The sequence below is a fragment of the Nitrospira sp. SG-bin1 genome, assembly GCA_002083365.1.
Lineage (GTDB): Bacteria > Nitrospirota > Nitrospiria > Nitrospirales > Nitrospiraceae > Nitrospira_D.
This window is the reverse complement of record LVWS01000020.1, coordinates 18,241-36,594: the sequence shown is the minus strand read 5'-3', so window position 1 is coordinate 36,594 and position 18,354 is coordinate 18,241. Positions and strand designations below refer to the sequence as shown.

The window sequence follows — 18,354 nt, the reverse complement described above, 5'->3', positions numbered from 1 at the left end:
TTACTTCCCCTTGTCAAATACGATACGGCCTCGGCGTTCCAGTTCCTGCCGTTCACGTTCATGCTGCGGAGAGACCGATGAAGGTGGAACGTCCACCGGTTCATATCGAGTGTGCTTGGCGCTTCCGACCGACTCGAGCAACGTCCGCACACCGAGCGCCGCCGCCGCCCCCAACAGGCAAAGAAACAGAATGACCCCCCATCCGCGCAATGTATGTCTCCAAGACCGCTGGCGCCTAAAGGGTGAATTCATCTTCCCTTCCTTGGACGCTGCGCCACGATTTCAAACGATGGGGCACAGACGACGCGGCCATTCGTCATGTAATAGAGAGTCTGCGCAATCGGCCAGAACAAGGATCGACTCACGGTCCATTTCAATCGGCCCAACCATGGATGCACGGGTGAAAGCGGTCCTCGGCTCGGCCTGGAATTGCGTAAACTGATGATCATGAGGCCGATACTTTCCATGAGTGTCGCCAAGGCCTTGGCCGTGTACAGATACCAGTGAAATGCCTGATCGTATTGTGAGCCCATCCAGCGGGCGGGGGTCCGCATGGGCAGATGAAATAGCCCGTTTGTGGCGCGCACCACCACAAGTCCTCCGGGGGCCAAAACAGCAGCGGCTTGGCGCAGCATGACCACCGGATCCGCCACGGTTTCGAGGACGTTGACCAACGTCACCACATCAAAGCGGTGCGCCCATTCACCCCTTTCGAGCGCGTGCGGTGACACGATCGCTACTCCCTTTTGAGCCGCACGCATCGCAGCCTGCGCCGATAATTCGACCCCCGAACAGCTCCACCCTGCCTGTCGGCAGAGAAGGAGAAATTTCCCGTCTCCACATCCGATATCCAGCAGGGATCCCGGTGACGACCGATACAGGGTCACGTGTTCCAACACGCTCCGATAGACCGGTTCTCGATCATCCGACGCCTCGACCGCGCCATAGTCGCCGTCGTAGGTATCACGAAAATACGCCTCCACTGATTCCCGCGTCGGGCGGGGATGCAGAAACACCAGGTCACAGGCCGGACAGCGAACGTATCGTCTGGTTGGAGTCGTAAATGCCTCGATCACCGGTTCAGTGGTTCCGCAGGGACAGCCTATCCCGGTTTCTCGGTCGGCGAGGTCCGTCGTCATGCCGCTTCCTTTTGAACGTGCCCCTGAACGATGCTGGATGAGCGACATAGCGCCGGCATGGCTTCTTCGATCACTCTGATCGTATCGTGAACCATCTTTCCCACGGTAAAACATGCCGTGACTTCTCGTCGCCCAGCCTCTCCCAAACAAGCAGCCCAGCCGGGATCTCGAAGTACCTTCCGAATAGCCGTCTCCAAAGCATGGGGGTCCCGCGGCGGCACGAGCAAACCGGTAGTGCCGTCACGAATGATTTCCGGAACACCGTTGACATGCGTCGCCACAACCGGACGAGACATGGCCAGCGCTTCCAACACCACGAACGGAAACCCTTCTGAAAGAGAGGGCAGGACCACCACATCAGCCGCCGCATACCAGTCGACCACATCGTTTCGAGGACCTACAAACCGGCAGGATTGCTCAACACCCTCCTCTCGGGCCAGGTCCCGAAGCGTTTCCCGACCGTCTCCCTCTCCGACAATGAAACAGACCAGTGATGGCCACTCGGCCAGCAGCCCTGGAAGGGCCTGGATGAGAAACCGATGCCCCTTTTGTGTCATGAGTCTCGCCACAGTCAGGAGGACAGGCCCCTCGCCCACACACCACTCCTTCCGGATCTTGTCTCGGTTTCCCGACCCGGAGAACCGAACCGGATCGACGCCATTCCGGACCGTCGTCGTCACTGCCGTAGCGGAGGGACAGTCGGCCAACACATCCCGCCTCAGAGCCTCCGATACACATATCACTCGATCCGCCCATGGGAGCGTCAGTCGAAACAGATTACGGTAGATCCAGTATTTCACGAAGCTCACGTCATAGTCTCTGATGGAATTGTGCACGGTCGACACGACACAGGGAACCCCTGCCAACCAAGCGGCAAGCCGCCCATACACGTTTGCACGGGCTCCATGGGTCTGAAGAATCGTGACGTGTTTCCGTTTCAATAGCCATGTCAACCGTATCAGTGCGAAGGGGTTGACGAGCGGCGCAAGGTGAACGACCTCGGTCGGGACCCCTTTCACCATCATTTTCTCGGCAAGCGGCCCCGGCTCCGGACAGATCAAGAGCGGAGTGAATCGGCTGCGGTCCAATTTTTCAAAGAGCAGTTCCAGATATCGTTCTCCGCCGCCGTAGCCGGCTGATCCGGCAAGTTCCGCCCAAATGACCGGTTTCATGGTTTTCTTCCCACGATCAACAGGCTGCCCCGCAAATGGGGCACAAGGTAGAACGGCCATTTCGCCCAGTCGATACCACGCTGTCCCACAGACTGTCGGCACCGCTGTGTATCTTCACCGAGAAAGAACCGTGTCTCGGCGATGTCGAATCCGGCATGGCTCAGCATCTCAACCAGTTCGTGCATCGCATATTCGCGGACATGGGGTCTCCACTCGTCATCCGGATTGTTGTATCCCGGCGGAGCCAGGCGGTCGTTCGGCGTCCGACCGATGAGAAGCTTGAACACGTTCCCGATCCGCGTCACATTCGGAGTCGTGATCACCACATGCCCGCCTGATGGCACTATGCGATAGGCCTCCGCGAGCAAATGAACCGGCGAGGTGAGGTGCTCGATGATTTCGAGGGCGAACACGAGCTGCACCGAATTGTCCGGCAGCGGCACTTTTTCGGCATACCCTTTTCCCTGAAACTGGCCTCCGGCCGGATCGAGATTGACGGTGAGAATGTCCGCGTCCACATCACGCTGCATAAAGTGAGCGAACTCGTCTGAGATCATCAAACCAGCGCCAAACAATCGGGCTTTGCGCGTGTAGTCCAGTCGACGCAAGATTCGCAACAGACTCCCAGGAAACGGTCCCAGATCGACGATCGTTTGTTGCTGGGACGCCAATCTGCGCAAGCCGCTTTTCAGCGCCACATGTAATCGGTCGCGGCATTTCATCGCATGGTGCATCGGAATCGTGAAGCGTGTGTCATCTTGTCCAAACGTTTCATAAGAAGACGGATGGTATGTTCTCAAAAGTTCGACAAACCGATGCCTGGTCAGTTCGTAGGCCATCACACGCTCGTAGTTTGTGGAACAGCCTGTCTATGCACAAGAAATGATTGAACGGCCCTCCATCGCGACACCAACGCCACCGAAAGCATCATGAAACACGGCAATACGGGTAGGGCATAGCGGCCGGCCTCCACGGTGAACGGAACATACCCGGCCGTGAGTCCAATGGGAAAAAGATAAAGAGGCAGAAGCTCCCGCCATCGCGCTCGATACACCCAGGCACCGCACGCCGCCGTCACGATCAAACCGGGCACGAGCAGTAGACGTTTGACCAGGCTGTAGAGCGCCACGATCCATCCTCGCTCCGCCGCGTCCTTTCGTAACCCCGACGCCACCCCCTGCGCTTCTCCGGTCAAGTACCACGAATTTCCGATCCAGAAATCCCACACTCTTGTGGCGATCAACCCGATATAGCCCATCGGATCGGCTGCGATTCGCTTCATGCCCTTTTCACGCAACTGTCGGTCTGTGTATACGTCGTACATCGCATGTGCATGGGAAAGCGGCGTGATGCCGGCACGTTCCCAGATGGCCTGTTCTTGTTTCTCCGGCATCGGCCAGCTCCCTCGTGAGACCGGATCGCTCCCCATCCACAATCCCGCCCCAAACCCAGCCGAGACAGGGACGATGCGATCAAATTCAACATAATTCCTGAGGGTCCATGGAACCACCAGCATGAGACACGTTGCGCCATATACCATGGCATAGCCGATCTTGTGTACGAGATGCCCTGAGCCAATCCAGATAAGCCCACCTAGTAATATCGCCAGAACCAGCACCACTGGTTTACATAAGATCGTGAGACCAGCTCCAAGACCCACCAATGCATAGCGACACCTGGATGGATTTTGAACACATATGAGGGTAGCCCAAAGCCAGCCACTCATGAGAAACGTGAGGAGCGCTTCGGTCCGAATCCTCGGATCATAGGTCCAATAGGCGGGATAGAGGAACACGACGCATGCAGTCCATGCTCCGATCTTTGATCCCCACAAGGCTGTCGCGGCTCGATAGATGCACCAAGCGGTGCCAAGATCGAAGAACACGTGCAGAAGGGGAACCCATTCGGGGCGATGACCCACCACGATATAAAAACACGCGAGTACCGCCGGATAGAGAGGGCCTACGTGCGCCGCCGGATTGATTCCATCGAGCGTGAACTGATGCAGGACCACCAGATTCCATGCCAAGGCATCGAATAATTGATCGACCGCAAAAGCATGGCCCTTGGCATGCTCCATGACCCAGGCTCGGGCGAATAGACCGACTACCATGGCTGAGAAAACGACCATCCAAGGCGTTCTCGTGTTTGAACAATCAGAAAGCTTCATTTGATACAGACCCCGATCAAATTGGTGTCGGCGGCGACCCCTTCACGATATTCGATATCGTCGGGAACGATTTCATGTAAGGCAGGCCCTCCCTGTAATCGGCTCAGCACGCTTCCAAGCCAGTGCCGAACTGGTCGTGGCACACAAGCACGGACTCCCGCAGGGTCCCAATTACGCAGGGCATCCATGGAACGTTCCACGCTCTGGAGACGATCCCCTTGACGTCGTCCGTACCAGCGAATCGTCGAGAAGTGCGGCCGCAGGAGCGCCTGAAATTCGTTCAGCGTATACTCACGAATATGGTATGGATCCGTGGGGATCACACCACGTCCCTTTCCATGCGGCGTAAATATGACGAGTATGCCGTTCGGTTTCAGGACCCGAGTCAACTCGGAAACGAATCGGTTCTCATCCTGAACATGCTCAATGGTGTCTTGTGACACGATGCCGTCAAAAGACGCATCGTGAAACGCGAGCGCACAAGCGTCCATCGCAAGAAACGCCACATTCGACCGAGGATAGTCCGACCGACTCTTGGCGACGACGTCCGGAGCACAATCGATCCCCACGATTCGACCGGCCGCACAGGCGCCCAAATAGTCGCTGCCATAGCCGGTGCCGCATGAAAGGTCTAGGATGCACCGCTGTCCCAGCGGAGCAAGCTGGCGAGCCGCCCACACATACCCTGAAAGATTCACAACATGTTGTGTGTCGGTCGGACAGGCGGTCCTTCGCTCCACCTATTCCCCCTTATCCACTGCCCGGCCCGATCCACGCAGGCTCAGACTTGATCGTCCGTTCGCCTTGCCATAGACGTCGGACGATCGACACATACATGTTGAGTGATCGGTCATTCGGAACCGTCGAGTGACGGCTGACCGCAGCGATCGATCGCACGACCGCGCCGACGGCGATCCAAACTTTCATGATCCACCGCTTGGACGGCGGAAAATGCTTTTCCACGTATCGGATTCGACTAAACTCCCACACAAAATTCAGTCTGGCACGATCGCGTTCTCCGCTCCGGCCGATCAAATGCACAATGTCCGCGTCGGCCAAGTGTCGCACGTGATAGCCACGACGATGAATCGCCCGGCACAGATCCACATCTTCAAAATACATGAAGTAGCCTTCGTCCAATCCGCCGCACGCCCTCATCAGATCGGTCCGGACCATCAAACAAGCTCCGTTGATCCAGTCCACATCCTGTGATGTCGCGCAATCGATGACCTGGCTGGCCGCCAATACCCCTTGCCAGGCAGGAGCACATTTTTGAAAGAAGGATGCATGGATGAGATGATCCCGTACCGAGGGGAACGGGAAACAGGATTGGTACAGTTGACCATCCCCCGTCCATTGTTTGCACCCCACGGCGCCGATCTTCGAATCTCCGTCGAGGCACGCCACCATCCGATCCAACGCCATCCGCCGTACCACTGTATCGCTGTTCAACATGAGAAGATGCCGTCCCCTACTCACCGCCACCGCCTGATTGACGGCCTTCGAGAACCCTCGGTTCTCGTGATTCACGATGAGGCGCACCATGGGATAGCTGGTTCGAATGGCATCCACCGTCGCGTCTTCGGAATCGTTATCAACGACGATGACCTCGAACCGGATCTCACCCACGGACTTGAATACCGATCTGAGGCAATCAAGCGTGAGCGCTCTGGTGTTGTAGCTCACGATCGCAACCGATAGATCCATGGAGCCGTCGGGCATTACACCCCTGCCTGTGATTGTCGATTCCACAATGTCAGGAGGCGTGGGCGCTCGATCCGCCAGAGGTACCAACCAAAGATTCCCGCCATTACCACGGCTACGATCTTCGGCGTCCAGAGAATGGGAACATGCTCCTGAGCGGCTCCAACCCACAGCAATCCACCGGCCAAGAGGCCGATGAGTCCCGTTCGCCCAAGCGACACAAATGTCTCATGGACCGAAGCACCAAGAAGTCGACTCGTGTCTATCAGCTGCATAGCCAGGCCTAAACCATAACTAGCCGTCAGTGCGACGGCTGCGCCGAACACTCCGAATGACACCGTCAGCGGAATGATCATCGTCGCGTACAGCGCACACTGGGCACACCAGCTTCTCATCTGAAGATCGGGACGTCCCAGACCATAGTGCAATGAAGCCATGACACTGGCATAACCGGCACAGACGGCATAAAGACAAAGCACTTGCAGCGAATCGCTGATGCCGGTCCATTGCGCACCGAACACAATCGGGACCATGATGGGCGCCAAGGTACCCATGGCGACGGCAAGTGGGATATAAACGATGCCGATAAGTCCCATCTGCAGATCGAACACACGGAGCAAACCGAACTGATCCCGTTGCAACGAAGCATAAGTCGGTACGCTGATCTGCTGCATAAGCGCCGTGGCGCGGGCGCCGATCAAGAGCGGAATGGCCAGCGCCACCTGATACAATCCCAACTCTTCCGGTCCCAAGAGACGACCGATCACCAGTTCCCCCCCGGTCATGACGACGAAGGCGCATATCGTGGTCAGGTTGAGATGTCTGCCGTATTGAACGAAATAGGAGAACGCCGATCGAGGGATGGACGAACTGAGACGAAGCGGCGCGATTCGAAACGATAAGAGGCTCCCCATTGCCAAGCCGGCCAGTTGTCCGATGACCAAGGCCCAAACTGATCGATAGAGGATGGCGATCGTCAGCGTAACCACGGCTTCAGTGATACGCCGGACGATGTCGAGCGCTACTCGTTGGCGCACATCCAGTTTCTTCATCATGAGCGCCACTGCCGGGCTTTGGAGGCCTTGGATGATCAGGGCCCATGCATGGACACGCAGTAGAGCCTCCAACGCCGGCATGCGCATAGCCTCTCCGATCACCCCTGCCAGGATCCAGATGATGGCCGCCATCACAAGCCCTCTGCCGATCGAAAGCGTCCAAGCCGCGGTGAGATCTTCTTCGCTGACGCTCTCCTTGGCAATAAGGGCTGAATCCAGCCCCAACTCGCTGATCGTGAGTATCGCCAGCAAGACGGCGGCAGATGCGGCCATGACACCGAAATCGGCAGGAGTCAAAATTCTCACGAGTACCGCTAATTGAACAGCTGCAATGACTTTATCGAGCAGGAATCCTCCCCCTGCCCACCAGCCGGCATGGAGAATCCGATGGCGCAAGCGCACCGCGGTCAATTGAGAATCCTGGATGCCCTTCGCCGACAAGTCCGCCATTGTCTTTAAAACCGTGATGGATTTACGCCGCCGCGTTCATGGCGCGATCGCGTGATAACACACCTGTTCAAGCTGAGCGGCCCGGGCCGACCACGTGTGGCGCCGAATCACCGCCGTTCGCCCCCGTTCCCCCATGCCGGTACGGAGAGGACGATCGTCCAAGAGACACAGCAGGTGACGGGCAAGATCGTCGGGATTATCGGGCTTGACCGATACACCACAGTGCAACTCCTCGACCGTCTCCCCATACCCTGGTCCAGCCGTCGCGACGACCGGACGCCCGCAAGCCAAGTATTCCCACAACTTCATCGAATCGCCCGGATAGGAACGAGTCTGGCGGTGCAGCACGACGCAGACATCGAAAGCGGCAATCCACGTTGGAACCATATCGAAGTCGGCACGCCCCGGAAAATGAACGTGCGCCGAAAGTCGTAACTCCCGAACGAACTCTTCCAGACGTTTCCTGGTCGGTCCATCGCCGACAAGGAGACATTGAACCGAGGCAAATGACTTTGCGACGATGGCCATGGCCTCGATCAATGTTTCCAAGCCATGCCATGGGAAAAACCCTCCGACAAATCCAATATAGGGTCCCGGTGAAGAGAGGCCGAGTTCTGCCCTGCTTTTCTCGTGCGATTGAGGGAAAAAAATGTGCGGATCAGCTCCATTCCTGATCACGACACATGGCTTGGTGCGGATAGGTTCAAGTTTGCCGAGACCGGTCAACACTTCCGGGCACACGCTCACCAAGGCCTTCGCCTTTCGGGACGCAAGCCGAAGCCCATACGACAGGAGACCGCGAAATGGTGGGTGACGCCACACCCCTCGCACTTCCTCGAGAGGAAGTCCATTGACGAAATACACGACAGGACAAGTGCCGCGCCTCAGCGCCCAGAGCGGAGCCATCTGACCCGGCGAATCGAACCACAGCAGCAGATCAGGACGCCTTGTGCGCAGAAGCTGTTCAAGTATCCGCATTGAACCATAGAGAAAAGAAACCGGACGCAGCCCTCCCCACCGCACAACTGGAACGAACGCAGTCTGGACCTTCGTCAGAATAGGAACGGAGGGCCGTGGTCGTTGAGGCTCCGGAGCCACGACGGTGATTTCGTGCCCCTTCAATGCGAGAGCCTTGACAAGTTCCACCACTTGCCGGGAACCACCGGCCGCCACCCCGATGTCTTCATCACAATACGTGAGAATGTGCATGCCGCATGACTCCAAGGTCTTCGCTCACCCATTGTCGAAGCCGCTTGGCGATGGCCATCCATGAGAACCGCTCTTCAATAAATTGGCGCCCCTGTCTACCCAACGATCCACACAGGGTCGGATCATTCAAGAGGACCAGGATCGCATCGGCCAGCAGACGAGCATCGTCCGGTCGGACAAGCCGCACCCCACTATCTGCGGTAAAGATCGAGACGACACTCGGGATCGCGCTGGCCACTACCGGACGATGACAGGCCAAATAGTCAAAGAGTTTCACCGGCGACGTTTCGCCTCGATCCCCGCGGAATGGTGCGACACAGACGGTCATCGCACCGATCCACGTCGGCACCTCCCCGTACGGGATTCGACCGGCCCAGGTAATACTGCCCTCCAACCCCATTTTCTTGGCCTGTTGCTTCAGCTCTTCCGTCGCCTCACCGTCCCCCACAAGCAAAAGCTCAGCGGCGGGATAGGCTTGCTTGACCATCGTCATCGAATCGAGCAAGCACCGCAAACCTTGGTATCGATAGACGCTTCCAATGAACCCAATGTAGGGACGCTCCGGCGAGAGACCCAGTTCCAGGCGGCACGCTGTCGCATCTCGTGAGACAAACCGTTGGACATCGGTACCACTCGGAAGCACGAGGATCCGGTCGTGAGGGACCCCGTAGCGTTCCTGAAGCAATACTCGTAGCCCTTCCGTCAGCACAACAATGCGATCGCACCGTTTCAACGTGAGCTGAGCGAACAGATGCTTGAGCCCTCGTACAAACGTCTTTCGACCGTCAGGCCATGGAGGAACCGGTTCGCCGTTGACCTCGCACACGCATGGCACGCTGAGTGATTTTGCCAAGAGCCATGCATGCGGGCTGTCCATCCATCGGTAATACACGATATCCGGCTTGGTCACGAACGCTCGTATCAGCCCACGCACGAACGACAACACCGCATAGGACAGCGGACGCATCAGCGGCAGATGGAGCAGATGAATTGGAATGATGGCGCAAGCCCGTTGTATCAATGCCGATCGATAGCGAGGCGGAAAAACCGTCACGCGGTCCCCTGCTTTTGTCAGAGCATCGGCCAACGTCCAGATTCGTACGAGTCCCACCGGATCCTGCGGGGCATCGGGTTCATACCAATAACAAAAGAAAAACCAGGTCACACGGCCTCCTGAGGCGTGATCGGTGACTCCGCCTGCACCGACAAGGTCGGCAATACCATGACCAATCCGGCACAAAGCCAAAACGGCTCCATGATTCGGATGATGATGAACGTATTGGCTCCGATCCCATGGGCCAGCATGGCGATCAGGCCCAGGAGAAACCCATGGGCCAATCCCTTGGCGAAGGAATCGGTTTGAGACATGAACGACTCGCGCGCACAGCGCCAAAGACGGTAGATGATGAAACCAAAGGCCACTAACCCAGCCAGACCGGTCTCTCCGATGATTTTGACGTATTGGGCATCGGCCCACGCATAGCCGGTGATTCCTCGCCCGAGAATCGGATCATGAACCCAGTCCTTGAGCACGTAGGCCCAGGATTTCAATCGTTCCGTGGTCGAAAGGTCCAATCCCACGTTCCCCACCTTGATCTCTCCGCCATATTGACGCCCGAAGAACGTTTCATTGACACGTTGTTTCACGTTCGCCGGAGCCAGTAAAGGAATGAGCATGATGGTAATGAGCAGGACCGTGAGGACGCGCGGGCGTCTCCACTGAGTCAATCCCACCGCTGCCAGCAAAACACCACCGGCCAGGTACGACGAGCGCGACAAGGTGGCCATTAAAGCCAACACGGCAAAACCACTGAGCACTAACAATGCCACCCGAATCGGGCCAAACTGCACATGCAGCAGAAGTCCGGTCATGATGGCGAGGAGAAACACCAAATAACCGCCCAACGTATTCGGTTCTCCGATGTCGCCCTCAAAAGGCGCTGAGGCACGCTGGCCGCTCGGTATCTGTGAAATGGCGTACAAGCTGACGATCAGACCGACGGCAAGAAGGGCGACCACCAGCCCGACCACTTGTCGTTGAGATCGCACATGATTGACGACCATAAAAAACACGAAGAAATACTCGAAGTACTTCAGCACAAATAAAAACCCGGTCATCGGCCTGACATGCCCGTTGAGGACGCCCACTAACGTTGAGACGACGCAGATCACCATGTAGGCGGCGATGGGACGGTTGAGCGGTGTGTCGCGAAACAACGCCAGTTCACGATAGATGATGTTCTTCACCACCCAACTGACTCCGATAATGGCTAACAGAACATCGTCCATGCGAAACGACAGCTCTCGCCCGCCGACACCACGGCCTTCGATCCGTCCGATGGCAACCTCTGGAGACAACAGCATGGAGGCAATCAGCAGATACAGAGCAGCGGATACGGAGGTGAAGGCCGTCAGCACGATCAGAAAGCCCGCGACCGCTTGCATGCCTACGGTGGGAGTCGTAAATGTGAGGCCTAATGCGATGGCGGCGGCGAGTACGGTGACGACCAGGCTGTCTTGGGGACTGATGGCGGCTTGCTGCATGACACGGAGGCTCCTCCGTCGGGTTACCGGTACTCGTACCGATAGAGTCCGTAATCCGGTGTCACTTCCGACTTCACGTTGGTCAAGACCACCCCGAGGACATTCGCTTGGGCATGGTCGAGCAGGAACTTTGCACGCTTAAGCGCGTTGCGCCCGATTCTGCCGACCTGGTACACCAAAATAGTCCCGTCCACACGTGAGCTGAAGGCTACCGCGTCGGTGACGGGAAGAATGGGCGGCGTATCGATCAACACGATGTCGTAGTCTTCCTGCATCTCTGAAATCAGCGTTTTGATCTTATTGATGTTCAAGAACTCGTTTGGGTTCTCTGACTCTGATCCGCTGGTCAGAACATGAAGGTTGTCCAACCCCGGTGTATTCATGATTCGATCGACTCCGACAGCCCCGAGCATGAGATCTGTGGCCGAGCGGACATACGATCGCCATGATGTGGTCCCAAGCAATGCGTCGACTAAGCCAGGCTCACGGTCCAGCCCGAGTCGTTGATGCACGATGGGCTTGCGGAGATCGGCGTCCACCAACAGCACCTTCATGCCTTCTTGTGCCATGGTGATCGCCAGGTTGATGACGCAGGTACTCTTGCCCTCGCCCAATGCCGCGCTGGTGAAAATAATGGATTTGACCTTGCGATCCAGGCTGGCGAATTGGATGTTTGTCCGAAGCGAGCGCAGGCTTTCCGACACAACGGACTTCGGATCCAGCAGGCAAATCAGTTTCGAGACACTGTCCACCACGGACGGCGGTGTATCGTGAGGCAGAGCCTCCAGGGCCATGTCTTTGAGCACCGTATGGTCAAACTGGGGAATGATTCCCAAGACAGGAACTTTAAGAAACTCTTCGACGCCTTCGATGGTGCCTATGGACGTGTCGAACGATTCTCTGCCGAAGGCGAGTACGATGCCAAGGAAGCATCCCATTAGGGATCCGACCATCAGGTTCAATGCCGTGTTCGAGGCATTGATGGGATCCGATGGCGTCATGGCGGGGGCGATCATCGTCACCTCTTCAATCCGCTCCGCCCCTTTAATCAACAGTTCCTGATGCTTGGCCTTCAGGGTCGCCAGGAGATCCGTATTGACCTTCACTTCGCGTTCCAAGCGACTCATGTGAATCGCGGCACGAGGATACCCGAGATACCGCTGTCGATAGTGATCGCGCTGTTCTCGCAGCGCATCCTCCCGATCAATAAGGGTGGTTACCTTCGATTTCAGCTCCTGAATCATCTCGGACTTCACGTTGTCGATCTTCTTTTGTTGCTCGGTCACTTGCGGATGATCGTTCGTGTAATTGATGAGCAGCGTGTCTCGCTCTTGAATCAGGTCCAACAGCCGTTGATTCAGTATCGTAAGGAGTGCATTCTGCTCTTCCGTGAAAATCCGCCCGGTCTGATTACCGATGACGGCATCCGACCGTTTCAAGACATCGATTTGGCGCTCACCTTCGGCCCGTTTACGCATGACCTCGTTATACTGCTCCTCAAGTTTCGTGAAGGTGTCCAACGCCGCTCGGGCTTCATCCGAAAGAAACACCTGCCCCTCTTTTTCCTTAAATGCTCGCAGCGCTTCTTCGGAATCATTGAGATGCTTCTCCAAATTATCCAGTTGTTCTTCGACGAACCGTCTTGATTCGGTGACAAGTCGATTACGCGTGGCGATATTTTCCACACGGTAGGCCGTCGCTGCGGAATTGGCCATCCGTTCCGCCTGTTCCGGCAGATCCGAAGCGGCCGAAATACGGATGATGTTGGTATCCCCTTCGCGTTGCGCCGTAATTTCCTGCCCGAGGTTGTAGACGATGTTCAAGTAAGCCGCGGAACGCTTTTCTTCATCAGATGCGTCGCGGGTCACTCGCCCAAGATCAACCGCCACACGTTCCATGACGGGGAAGCTTCGGATGAATTCGATTTGAGTTCCCAGATCGTTCAAGTTGGAATAGGACAAGGACTCCAAGAGTTGCTGCGCCATCGTCGTGCTGCGCTCAAATTTCACCCTCGCAGTGGCCTCGTAAATCGGACTCGGTTTGAGCAGTTCCGAAAAAAGGAATGTGAACAACACCACCATGACGGTGGCAAGCAAGATCAGGTACTTGCGTTTCTTGAGGATCAGCCAGTAGTCGATGACGTTCAGTTCGTACTGTGCCATGCGTCGCCTGCGTCTCCCGTCGCCACTCTACGGCTTAAACGTGGTCAATGCAGGAAGCAGATAGGCCGGATAAATCGGCATGATGGCCACTTGAAGTATGGGCATGATCTTCAACGCCGCCTCCCTTGCATCTCCCAATTGTTCGCGCGGGACAAAAATGACATCGTTTTCCTCAAGTGGAATGTTTCGTGACAGATCCCCGTACGTGAACACACGCGCCAGATCCGCCGTCAGAATTTGCGGCTTGGCAAGATCGCCCCCGCGAACCACACGAATCTCTTCCAACAGTGCCGTCTCTTGAAAGTTATCTGCGGCGGCTAATGCCTGCAGAACCGTCATATTCCGAGCCATGGGAATCATCCCCGGTTTTTTGACGTCTCCAAAGACGAAGACTCGCTTGAGCTTGAGCAGCTTCTTCTTGAGCGCAATCTGAACTCGAGGCTCCCTCATAAAGGGCCTGGCCGCCTCTTGTACGCGCCGTTCGGCCTCAGCCACGGTGACTCCTCCGACATCGACTTCCATGAATCCGACGGAGGCGGATCCGTTCTCGCGTACCAGGCTGCTGTACTTTTCTTCGCCCGCCCCTCTCCGAATGACGATTTCCAGCGTATCCCCCGTTTCAATCGGTGTATCCGCAGTCGGAACCGTCTCATCTGCATACACATCGCCTTTCGGCAAGGGAGGGAACGCATGGGGAACGGAATTCACTGCCGAGGGAGGCAACGTCGATTGTCCAGGATTTCGACAACCACCCAGCAGCAGGAGACCGACCCCCACGAGCAATACACCGACAACTCCCAGCTCTTTCCGAAGTCTCCGCATACCGCTTCTCCCTACGAGGCACTCGTGGTTTGCAGAACTTCCACAATGTGTCCTGACGAACGAAGGGACAAATCCATCTCATTCGATTCGCCGAACTTCGCCATCGTCACCACGGGCCGGAGGGGATGGCGCGGATTGACCCTTGTCACCGTTCCGTTCTCCCCGGTATTGAGGCGCACATGGGTTCCCACGGGATAGAGCGTGATCTGATCGCCCAACCCCTTCAACACACGTAGAGAAAACTTCGTCTTGGTATGGATAAGGAGTTCACGGACTGCCTGATGAGGCGTGAGACGGGTACGATACGGCCTTATCGTCACCATGGCGTCCAATGTGTCGGCCATTCCAATAATCTGCGCCGGCTCGACAATTTGCTTTTCTTTTAGACGACAGGGATATCCGCTTCCATCCCACCGTTCATGCTCTTGAGCACTGACCGTCGAAACCCATTCCCACACACCACCGTGATTGGCCAGAATCCGGCGGCCTCGTTCGGGATGGGTACGCAAGACATCCCGCTCGTCCTCAGACAGCGCCTCTTTCTTTTCGACGAGTGACACGGGAAGGGTCCACATACCGATGTCGTGCAGGAGACCGGCCACCACCAACTGCTCCAAATCATCCTGCGAGTACTGCAGCCCTACTCCCACTTTTGCTCCCAAGACAGCGACGTGCAATGCATTGTCCAACACATAGTCCTCGGTCCGGCCATCCAACGCCCATCTGACGAGTTCGTCGCCGTGATGGAGAAGCGGCACCAAGTGTCGGGCAAGATCAAGACATGCCCCGAGATGCGGACTCTTGTTTGAACATACCGCTTCTTTGATTTTCTTTAACTCCTGCCGCGCCGAAGCACACCATGCACGGGCGGCAGGCAGAGATGCGGCGCCCTGCGGGGAGGCCGGACCTTCACGCTGCGAATCAGGTACGCGCTCTCGGATCAGGTCAGAAAGTCGTGCCACCCCAGTGTGTGCTCCCATGGCTCCGGTGCATTATGGCCTTACTTACCCACAACTTTTTTCATGGCAGAATCCGATTGTGAGCCAAGCTTATTCAGCTCCCGCTCCAACGTGGCACGGATAAAGCCACTTGTCGTGTATCCCTGTTGTTTGAGGGCGTCGAGCTGCTCCTTCAACTCGACAGGAAGCTGAACAACGATGCGAACAAGCTTAGGCATGATCGCGACTCCATGTGAACAACATACCGGTCCGGCATGGAACTTCTGCACATGCTATGCCTTGCTAGCATCTCGATAACGATGCGAAAATGTTGATGCTTTTGCTATGTTTTTCCAGCATTCCTACAAGAAAGAGCCAAAAACTGTCATCCATTACCAGTCTTGTACAGAAAAGGAACAGCTCCAGAGGATGGGGCTAGGAGAGCGGGGGGGAACCATTCTTGTTAAGAGAGTTGGAGAAAAAGCCTATGCCAATTCAACCTCTCGCAACGCCACAAGCAATGAGGAACGTCAACCGGTTGAAGAATGAGATCTCGCATCCGGCTTACCGTGAACTCGGATGTTGAAAGCCGTCCTGTGACCCAGATCGCTCCATCCCGGTCCGTCCGAAACACTGTACTACGTAGGTCTTGATAGGCTTGCAGTACGGACTCCGCCGGATGTCCATAAGGATTGCCGGCACCGACTGAAACGACTGCATACCGCGGGCGGATGTGCTCAAGCCAATCCCGATCCAGCGAGCTGCGCGCTCCGTGATGAGGCACCTTGAGCATAGTTACCGGTTGGTACCCCTCTTCATTCAATTGCTTCAGTCCAGCTGTTTCAATGTCGGCCGCAAAAAGAATGGAATGGATTCCACATTGGAGTCGCGAGACGATGGACAGATTGTTCAATGTAGTCCCGCTAGAGAGCCGAGTCGGTTCACGGATCGCCGAGGCGTCTGGTGGATTGAGAATGCTGAGGCGGCACAGACCGGACTGAACCAGGTCCTGGCCACGCACGGCGGTGTGTTGCTCGATCTGTCGATCCTGAACGGTGCTTTGAAGGTCCGCAATGAATTTCTCAGATCGCTCTACCCCTCCATCCCAGTATCGTCCAACCGACATATGCCGGAGTATCCAAACCAACCCACCGACGTGATCAAGTTGCCGGTGAGTCCCGATGACGTGGGCAATATGATGAACCCTTCGGCTCCAAAGAAACGGTGCAACCACGTTTTTCCCCATATCAAATCGTTCATATCGAGCTCCCCCGTCGATCAATACAGTCTGACCATCCGGCAACTCGACAACGGCACTATCTCCCTGTCCGACATCAAGGAATGTCACGCGCCAACGATCACCGTCGGCTCGCGAGACCGTGGGGCTCAACCACCAACCGATCAACACTATCGTCAAGACGGCGCCCGCTACTCGGATTCGCCACAGTGTTGTCCGAAAACTTGCCACAAGCAACCCGACATAAAACAGGGCGATGGCCGGTATTGACGGTGCGGCCACATACCATTCCACCCCTGGGAATCGGGCACACCACTGTAACCCCAGAACCATCAACCCGAACAATTGCTCTATCGCTGATCCACCGATCAAAGATTCAGCCCCTGTCATGATCGTCCACAGAGCCGCAAGTAGTCCCACGGGTACCAAGAGAATACCGGTAAATGGAACGGCAATCAGATTGGTGATGATCCCCATCCACGGAACCTGATTGAAGTAGAACGCAACCATGGGGAAGGTCGCCACGGTCACAGCCGCACTCATCGACAGCGCGATGAGCACCTGACGCATAAAGCGGTCTCCTAACCGACTGTCAACATCGGCCTCCCGTAGGTGTGTGAATACAATCATTCTGATCATCACGAGCACGGAGAGAAAAGAGAGTTGAAAGGAAATGTCAAAGATCGCCCGGGGCTCGTGTAAGAGAATCGCCAACAGGGCCGCAGCCATCGCATGACCAAGATGACGTTCATGGCCAATCCACATGGCGGTCATGGCCAACGTGATCATCACGAGCGAACGCATGGTCGCCAACTCGGCTCCCGCGAGCGACGCATAGAGAGCGACCGCAGGCCAGGCGAACAGGATGGCAATCTTCGACGGCGTGACCGTTCGCGATAGCGTCAACAACAGCGTGGAGGGAAGTCCGAGAACAAGTCGTTTTGCAATCCAAAACACCACGATGGCCACCAGCCCAAGATGTGAACCGGAGATAGAAAGCAGGTGGACTGTCCCTGTCACCATGAACCAATCTTGGAGTTCGGGTTCGAGATAGCCTCGTTCGCCGATGATCATGCCGAGGAAGAGCCCTCGCGCGGGCTGGCTCAATGTGTTGATAGCGGCTGAACGTACCTTGGCTCTCCAATGATCAATCCGGTTCCATACGATCCACAAGCCCATTCGAGACCCCGCATCTACCAGCGTCACCGCCTGCGCACCGGTCACGGTCGTGAGGAAGTCGATACCCTGATGCTCCATATAAGCGGCATAGTCGAATCCACCAGGATTCAACGATCCTCGTGGAGGGTGAAGTTTGCCCCGAAACGAAATCCGGTCACCGTGGTAAAGCATGATGCCCGGATCGCGCCATACGAGGCGGATGCGCCTTGGCTCAGAATTCGGTCCATCCGTCTGAACCACGATCGTCTGACGCCCTACACCGTGCTGAACGGGAGCCATGACTCGACCGACGACCGGAGTTTGAACGGTCTCATGAAGAGGCGGCGGTATCGGGGAAGACACCGGGGTTGGAGTGGTGACACTCCAATACACTGCTCCGAAGAGAAGGCCGGAATACAGGAGTAGTGCGGAAGGCTGATCGATAGAACCGATTCGTTCAAGAATGCCGAATACAACGGCGATGCCAGCTAACAGAACGAGCACGGAGAACGGGAAAAAGGAGAACTGTGCTCCGCACAGCAGTCCGAGGAAAAACATTGCCGCGAGGGACGGGAGCATGAGCTTCCCTCATGT

Annotated in this window: 15 protein-coding genes; all 15 read right to left on the bottom strand. The window is 56.4% G+C overall.

Going from position 1 to position 18,354, the window contains the following annotated elements; genetic code table 11:
- Complete coding sequence (locus A4E19_01820) at positions 1 to 252, bottom strand: hypothetical protein (GenBank protein OQW35085.1); 252 nt, start codon at positions 250 to 252, stop codon at positions 1 to 3.
- Positions 249 to 1,139, bottom strand: coding sequence for a hypothetical protein (locus A4E19_01815; protein OQW35084.1), 891 nt, complete (start codon positions 1,137 to 1,139; stop codon positions 249 to 251). The genes A4E19_01820 and A4E19_01815 overlap by 4 nt, the downstream gene beginning before the upstream one ends.
- Positions 1,136 to 2,311 (bottom strand): hypothetical protein, encoded by a 1,176-nt coding sequence (locus A4E19_01810; protein OQW35083.1) that lies wholly within the window; start codon positions 2,309 to 2,311, stop codon positions 1,136 to 1,138. Before A4E19_01810 ends, A4E19_01815 begins: the two co-directional genes overlap by 4 nt.
- Positions 2,308 to 3,150 (bottom strand): hypothetical protein, encoded by an 843-nt coding sequence (locus A4E19_01805; protein OQW35082.1) that lies wholly within the window; start codon positions 3,148 to 3,150, stop codon positions 2,308 to 2,310. Before A4E19_01805 ends, A4E19_01810 begins: the two co-directional genes overlap by 4 nt.
- Positions 3,150 to 4,442 carry a hypothetical protein gene (locus A4E19_01800; protein OQW35081.1) on the bottom strand — a complete coding sequence of 431 codons (1,293 nt, stop codon included), beginning with the start codon at positions 4,440 to 4,442 and terminating at the stop codon, positions 3,150 to 3,152. The genes A4E19_01805 and A4E19_01800 overlap by 1 nt, the downstream gene beginning before the upstream one ends.
- Before the next feature lie 35 nt (positions 4,443 to 4,477).
- The gene (locus A4E19_01795; protein ID OQW35080.1) at positions 4,478 to 5,179 is read right to left on the bottom strand and encodes a hypothetical protein; all 702 of its coding nucleotides are present in this window, start codon (positions 5,177 to 5,179) and stop codon (positions 4,478 to 4,480) included.
- Positions 5,180 to 5,231: 52 nt separating this feature from the next.
- Entirely contained in the window at positions 5,232 to 6,203 is a 972-nt protein-coding gene (locus A4E19_01790) for a hypothetical protein (GenBank protein OQW35079.1), read from the bottom strand.
- Positions 6,203 to 7,690 carry a hypothetical protein gene (locus tag A4E19_01785; GenBank protein ID OQW35078.1) on the bottom strand — a complete coding sequence of 496 codons (1,488 nt, stop codon included), beginning with the start codon at positions 7,688 to 7,690 and terminating at the stop codon, positions 6,203 to 6,205. The genes A4E19_01790 and A4E19_01785 overlap by 1 nt, the downstream gene beginning before the upstream one ends.
- A gap of 36 nt (positions 7,691 to 7,726) precedes the next feature.
- Complete coding sequence (locus A4E19_01780; protein ID OQW35077.1) at positions 7,727 to 8,899, bottom strand: hypothetical protein; 1,173 nt, start codon at positions 8,897 to 8,899, stop codon at positions 7,727 to 7,729.
- A complete protein-coding gene (locus tag A4E19_01775; protein ID OQW35076.1) occupies positions 8,877 to 10,064 on the bottom strand; it encodes a hypothetical protein in 1,188 nt (395 codons plus the stop codon). The genes A4E19_01780 and A4E19_01775 overlap by 23 nt, the downstream gene beginning before the upstream one ends.
- Positions 10,061 to 11,443: a hypothetical protein gene (locus A4E19_01770; GenBank protein ID OQW35075.1), complete on the bottom strand. Its 1,383-nt coding sequence runs from the start codon at positions 11,441 to 11,443 to the stop codon at positions 10,061 to 10,063. The genes A4E19_01775 and A4E19_01770 overlap by 4 nt, the downstream gene beginning before the upstream one ends.
- Positions 11,444 to 11,466: 23 nt before the next feature.
- Positions 11,467 to 13,605, bottom strand: a complete 2,139-nt coding sequence (locus A4E19_01765) for a hypothetical protein (protein ID OQW35074.1) — start codon at positions 13,603 to 13,605, stop codon at positions 11,467 to 11,469.
- Positions 13,606 to 13,632: 27 nt separating this feature from the next.
- Entirely contained in the window at positions 13,633 to 14,427 is a 795-nt protein-coding gene (locus A4E19_01760; GenBank protein ID OQW35073.1) for a hypothetical protein, read from the bottom strand.
- A gap of 11 nt (positions 14,428 to 14,438) precedes the next feature.
- A complete protein-coding gene (locus A4E19_01755) occupies positions 14,439 to 15,407 on the bottom strand; it encodes a hypothetical protein (GenBank protein OQW35072.1) in 969 nt (322 codons plus the stop codon).
- 421 nt (positions 15,408 to 15,828) lie between these two features.
- Entirely contained in the window at positions 15,829 to 18,339 is a 2,511-nt protein-coding gene (locus tag A4E19_01750) for a hypothetical protein (protein OQW35071.1), read from the bottom strand.
- Positions 18,340 to 18,354 lie beyond the last annotated feature (15 nt).

Coding starts and splice junctions, on each gene's coding strand:
- A4E19_01765 (OQW35074.1), bottom strand. CDS start 13,605: ATGGCACAGTACGAACTGAACGTCATCGACTACTGGCTGATCCTCAAG.
- A4E19_01780 (OQW35077.1), bottom strand. CDS start 8,899: ATGCACATTCTCACGTATTGTGATGAAGACATCGGGGTGGCGGCCGGT.
- A4E19_01785 (OQW35078.1), bottom strand. CDS start 7,690: ATGGCGGACTTGTCGGCGAAGGGCATCCAGGATTCTCAATTGACCGCG.
- A4E19_01750 (OQW35071.1), bottom strand. CDS start 18,339: ATGCTCCCGTCCCTCGCGGCAATGTTTTTCCTCGGACTGCTGTGCGGA.
- A4E19_01800 (OQW35081.1), bottom strand. CDS start 4,442: ATGGTCGTTTTCTCAGCCATGGTAGTCGGTCTATTCGCCCGAGCCTGG.
- A4E19_01755 (OQW35072.1), bottom strand. CDS start 15,407: ATGGGAGCACACACTGGGGTGGCACGACTTTCTGACCTGATCCGAGAG.
- A4E19_01815 (OQW35084.1), bottom strand. CDS start 1,139: ATGACGACGGACCTCGCCGACCGAGAAACCGGGATAGGCTGTCCCTGC.
- A4E19_01760 (OQW35073.1), bottom strand. CDS start 14,427: ATGCGGAGACTTCGGAAAGAGCTGGGAGTTGTCGGTGTATTGCTCGTG.
- A4E19_01805 (OQW35082.1), bottom strand. CDS start 3,150: ATGGCCTACGAACTGACCAGGCATCGGTTTGTCGAACTTTTGAGAACA.
- A4E19_01820 (OQW35085.1), bottom strand. CDS start 252: ATGAATTCACCCTTTAGGCGCCAGCGGTCTTGGAGACATACATTGCGC.
- A4E19_01770 (OQW35075.1), bottom strand. CDS start 11,443: ATGCAGCAAGCCGCCATCAGTCCCCAAGACAGCCTGGTCGTCACCGTA.
- A4E19_01790 (OQW35079.1), bottom strand. CDS start 6,203: ATGCCCGACGGCTCCATGGATCTATCGGTTGCGATCGTGAGCTACAAC.
- A4E19_01810 (OQW35083.1), bottom strand. CDS start 2,311: ATGAAACCGGTCATTTGGGCGGAACTTGCCGGATCAGCCGGCTACGGC.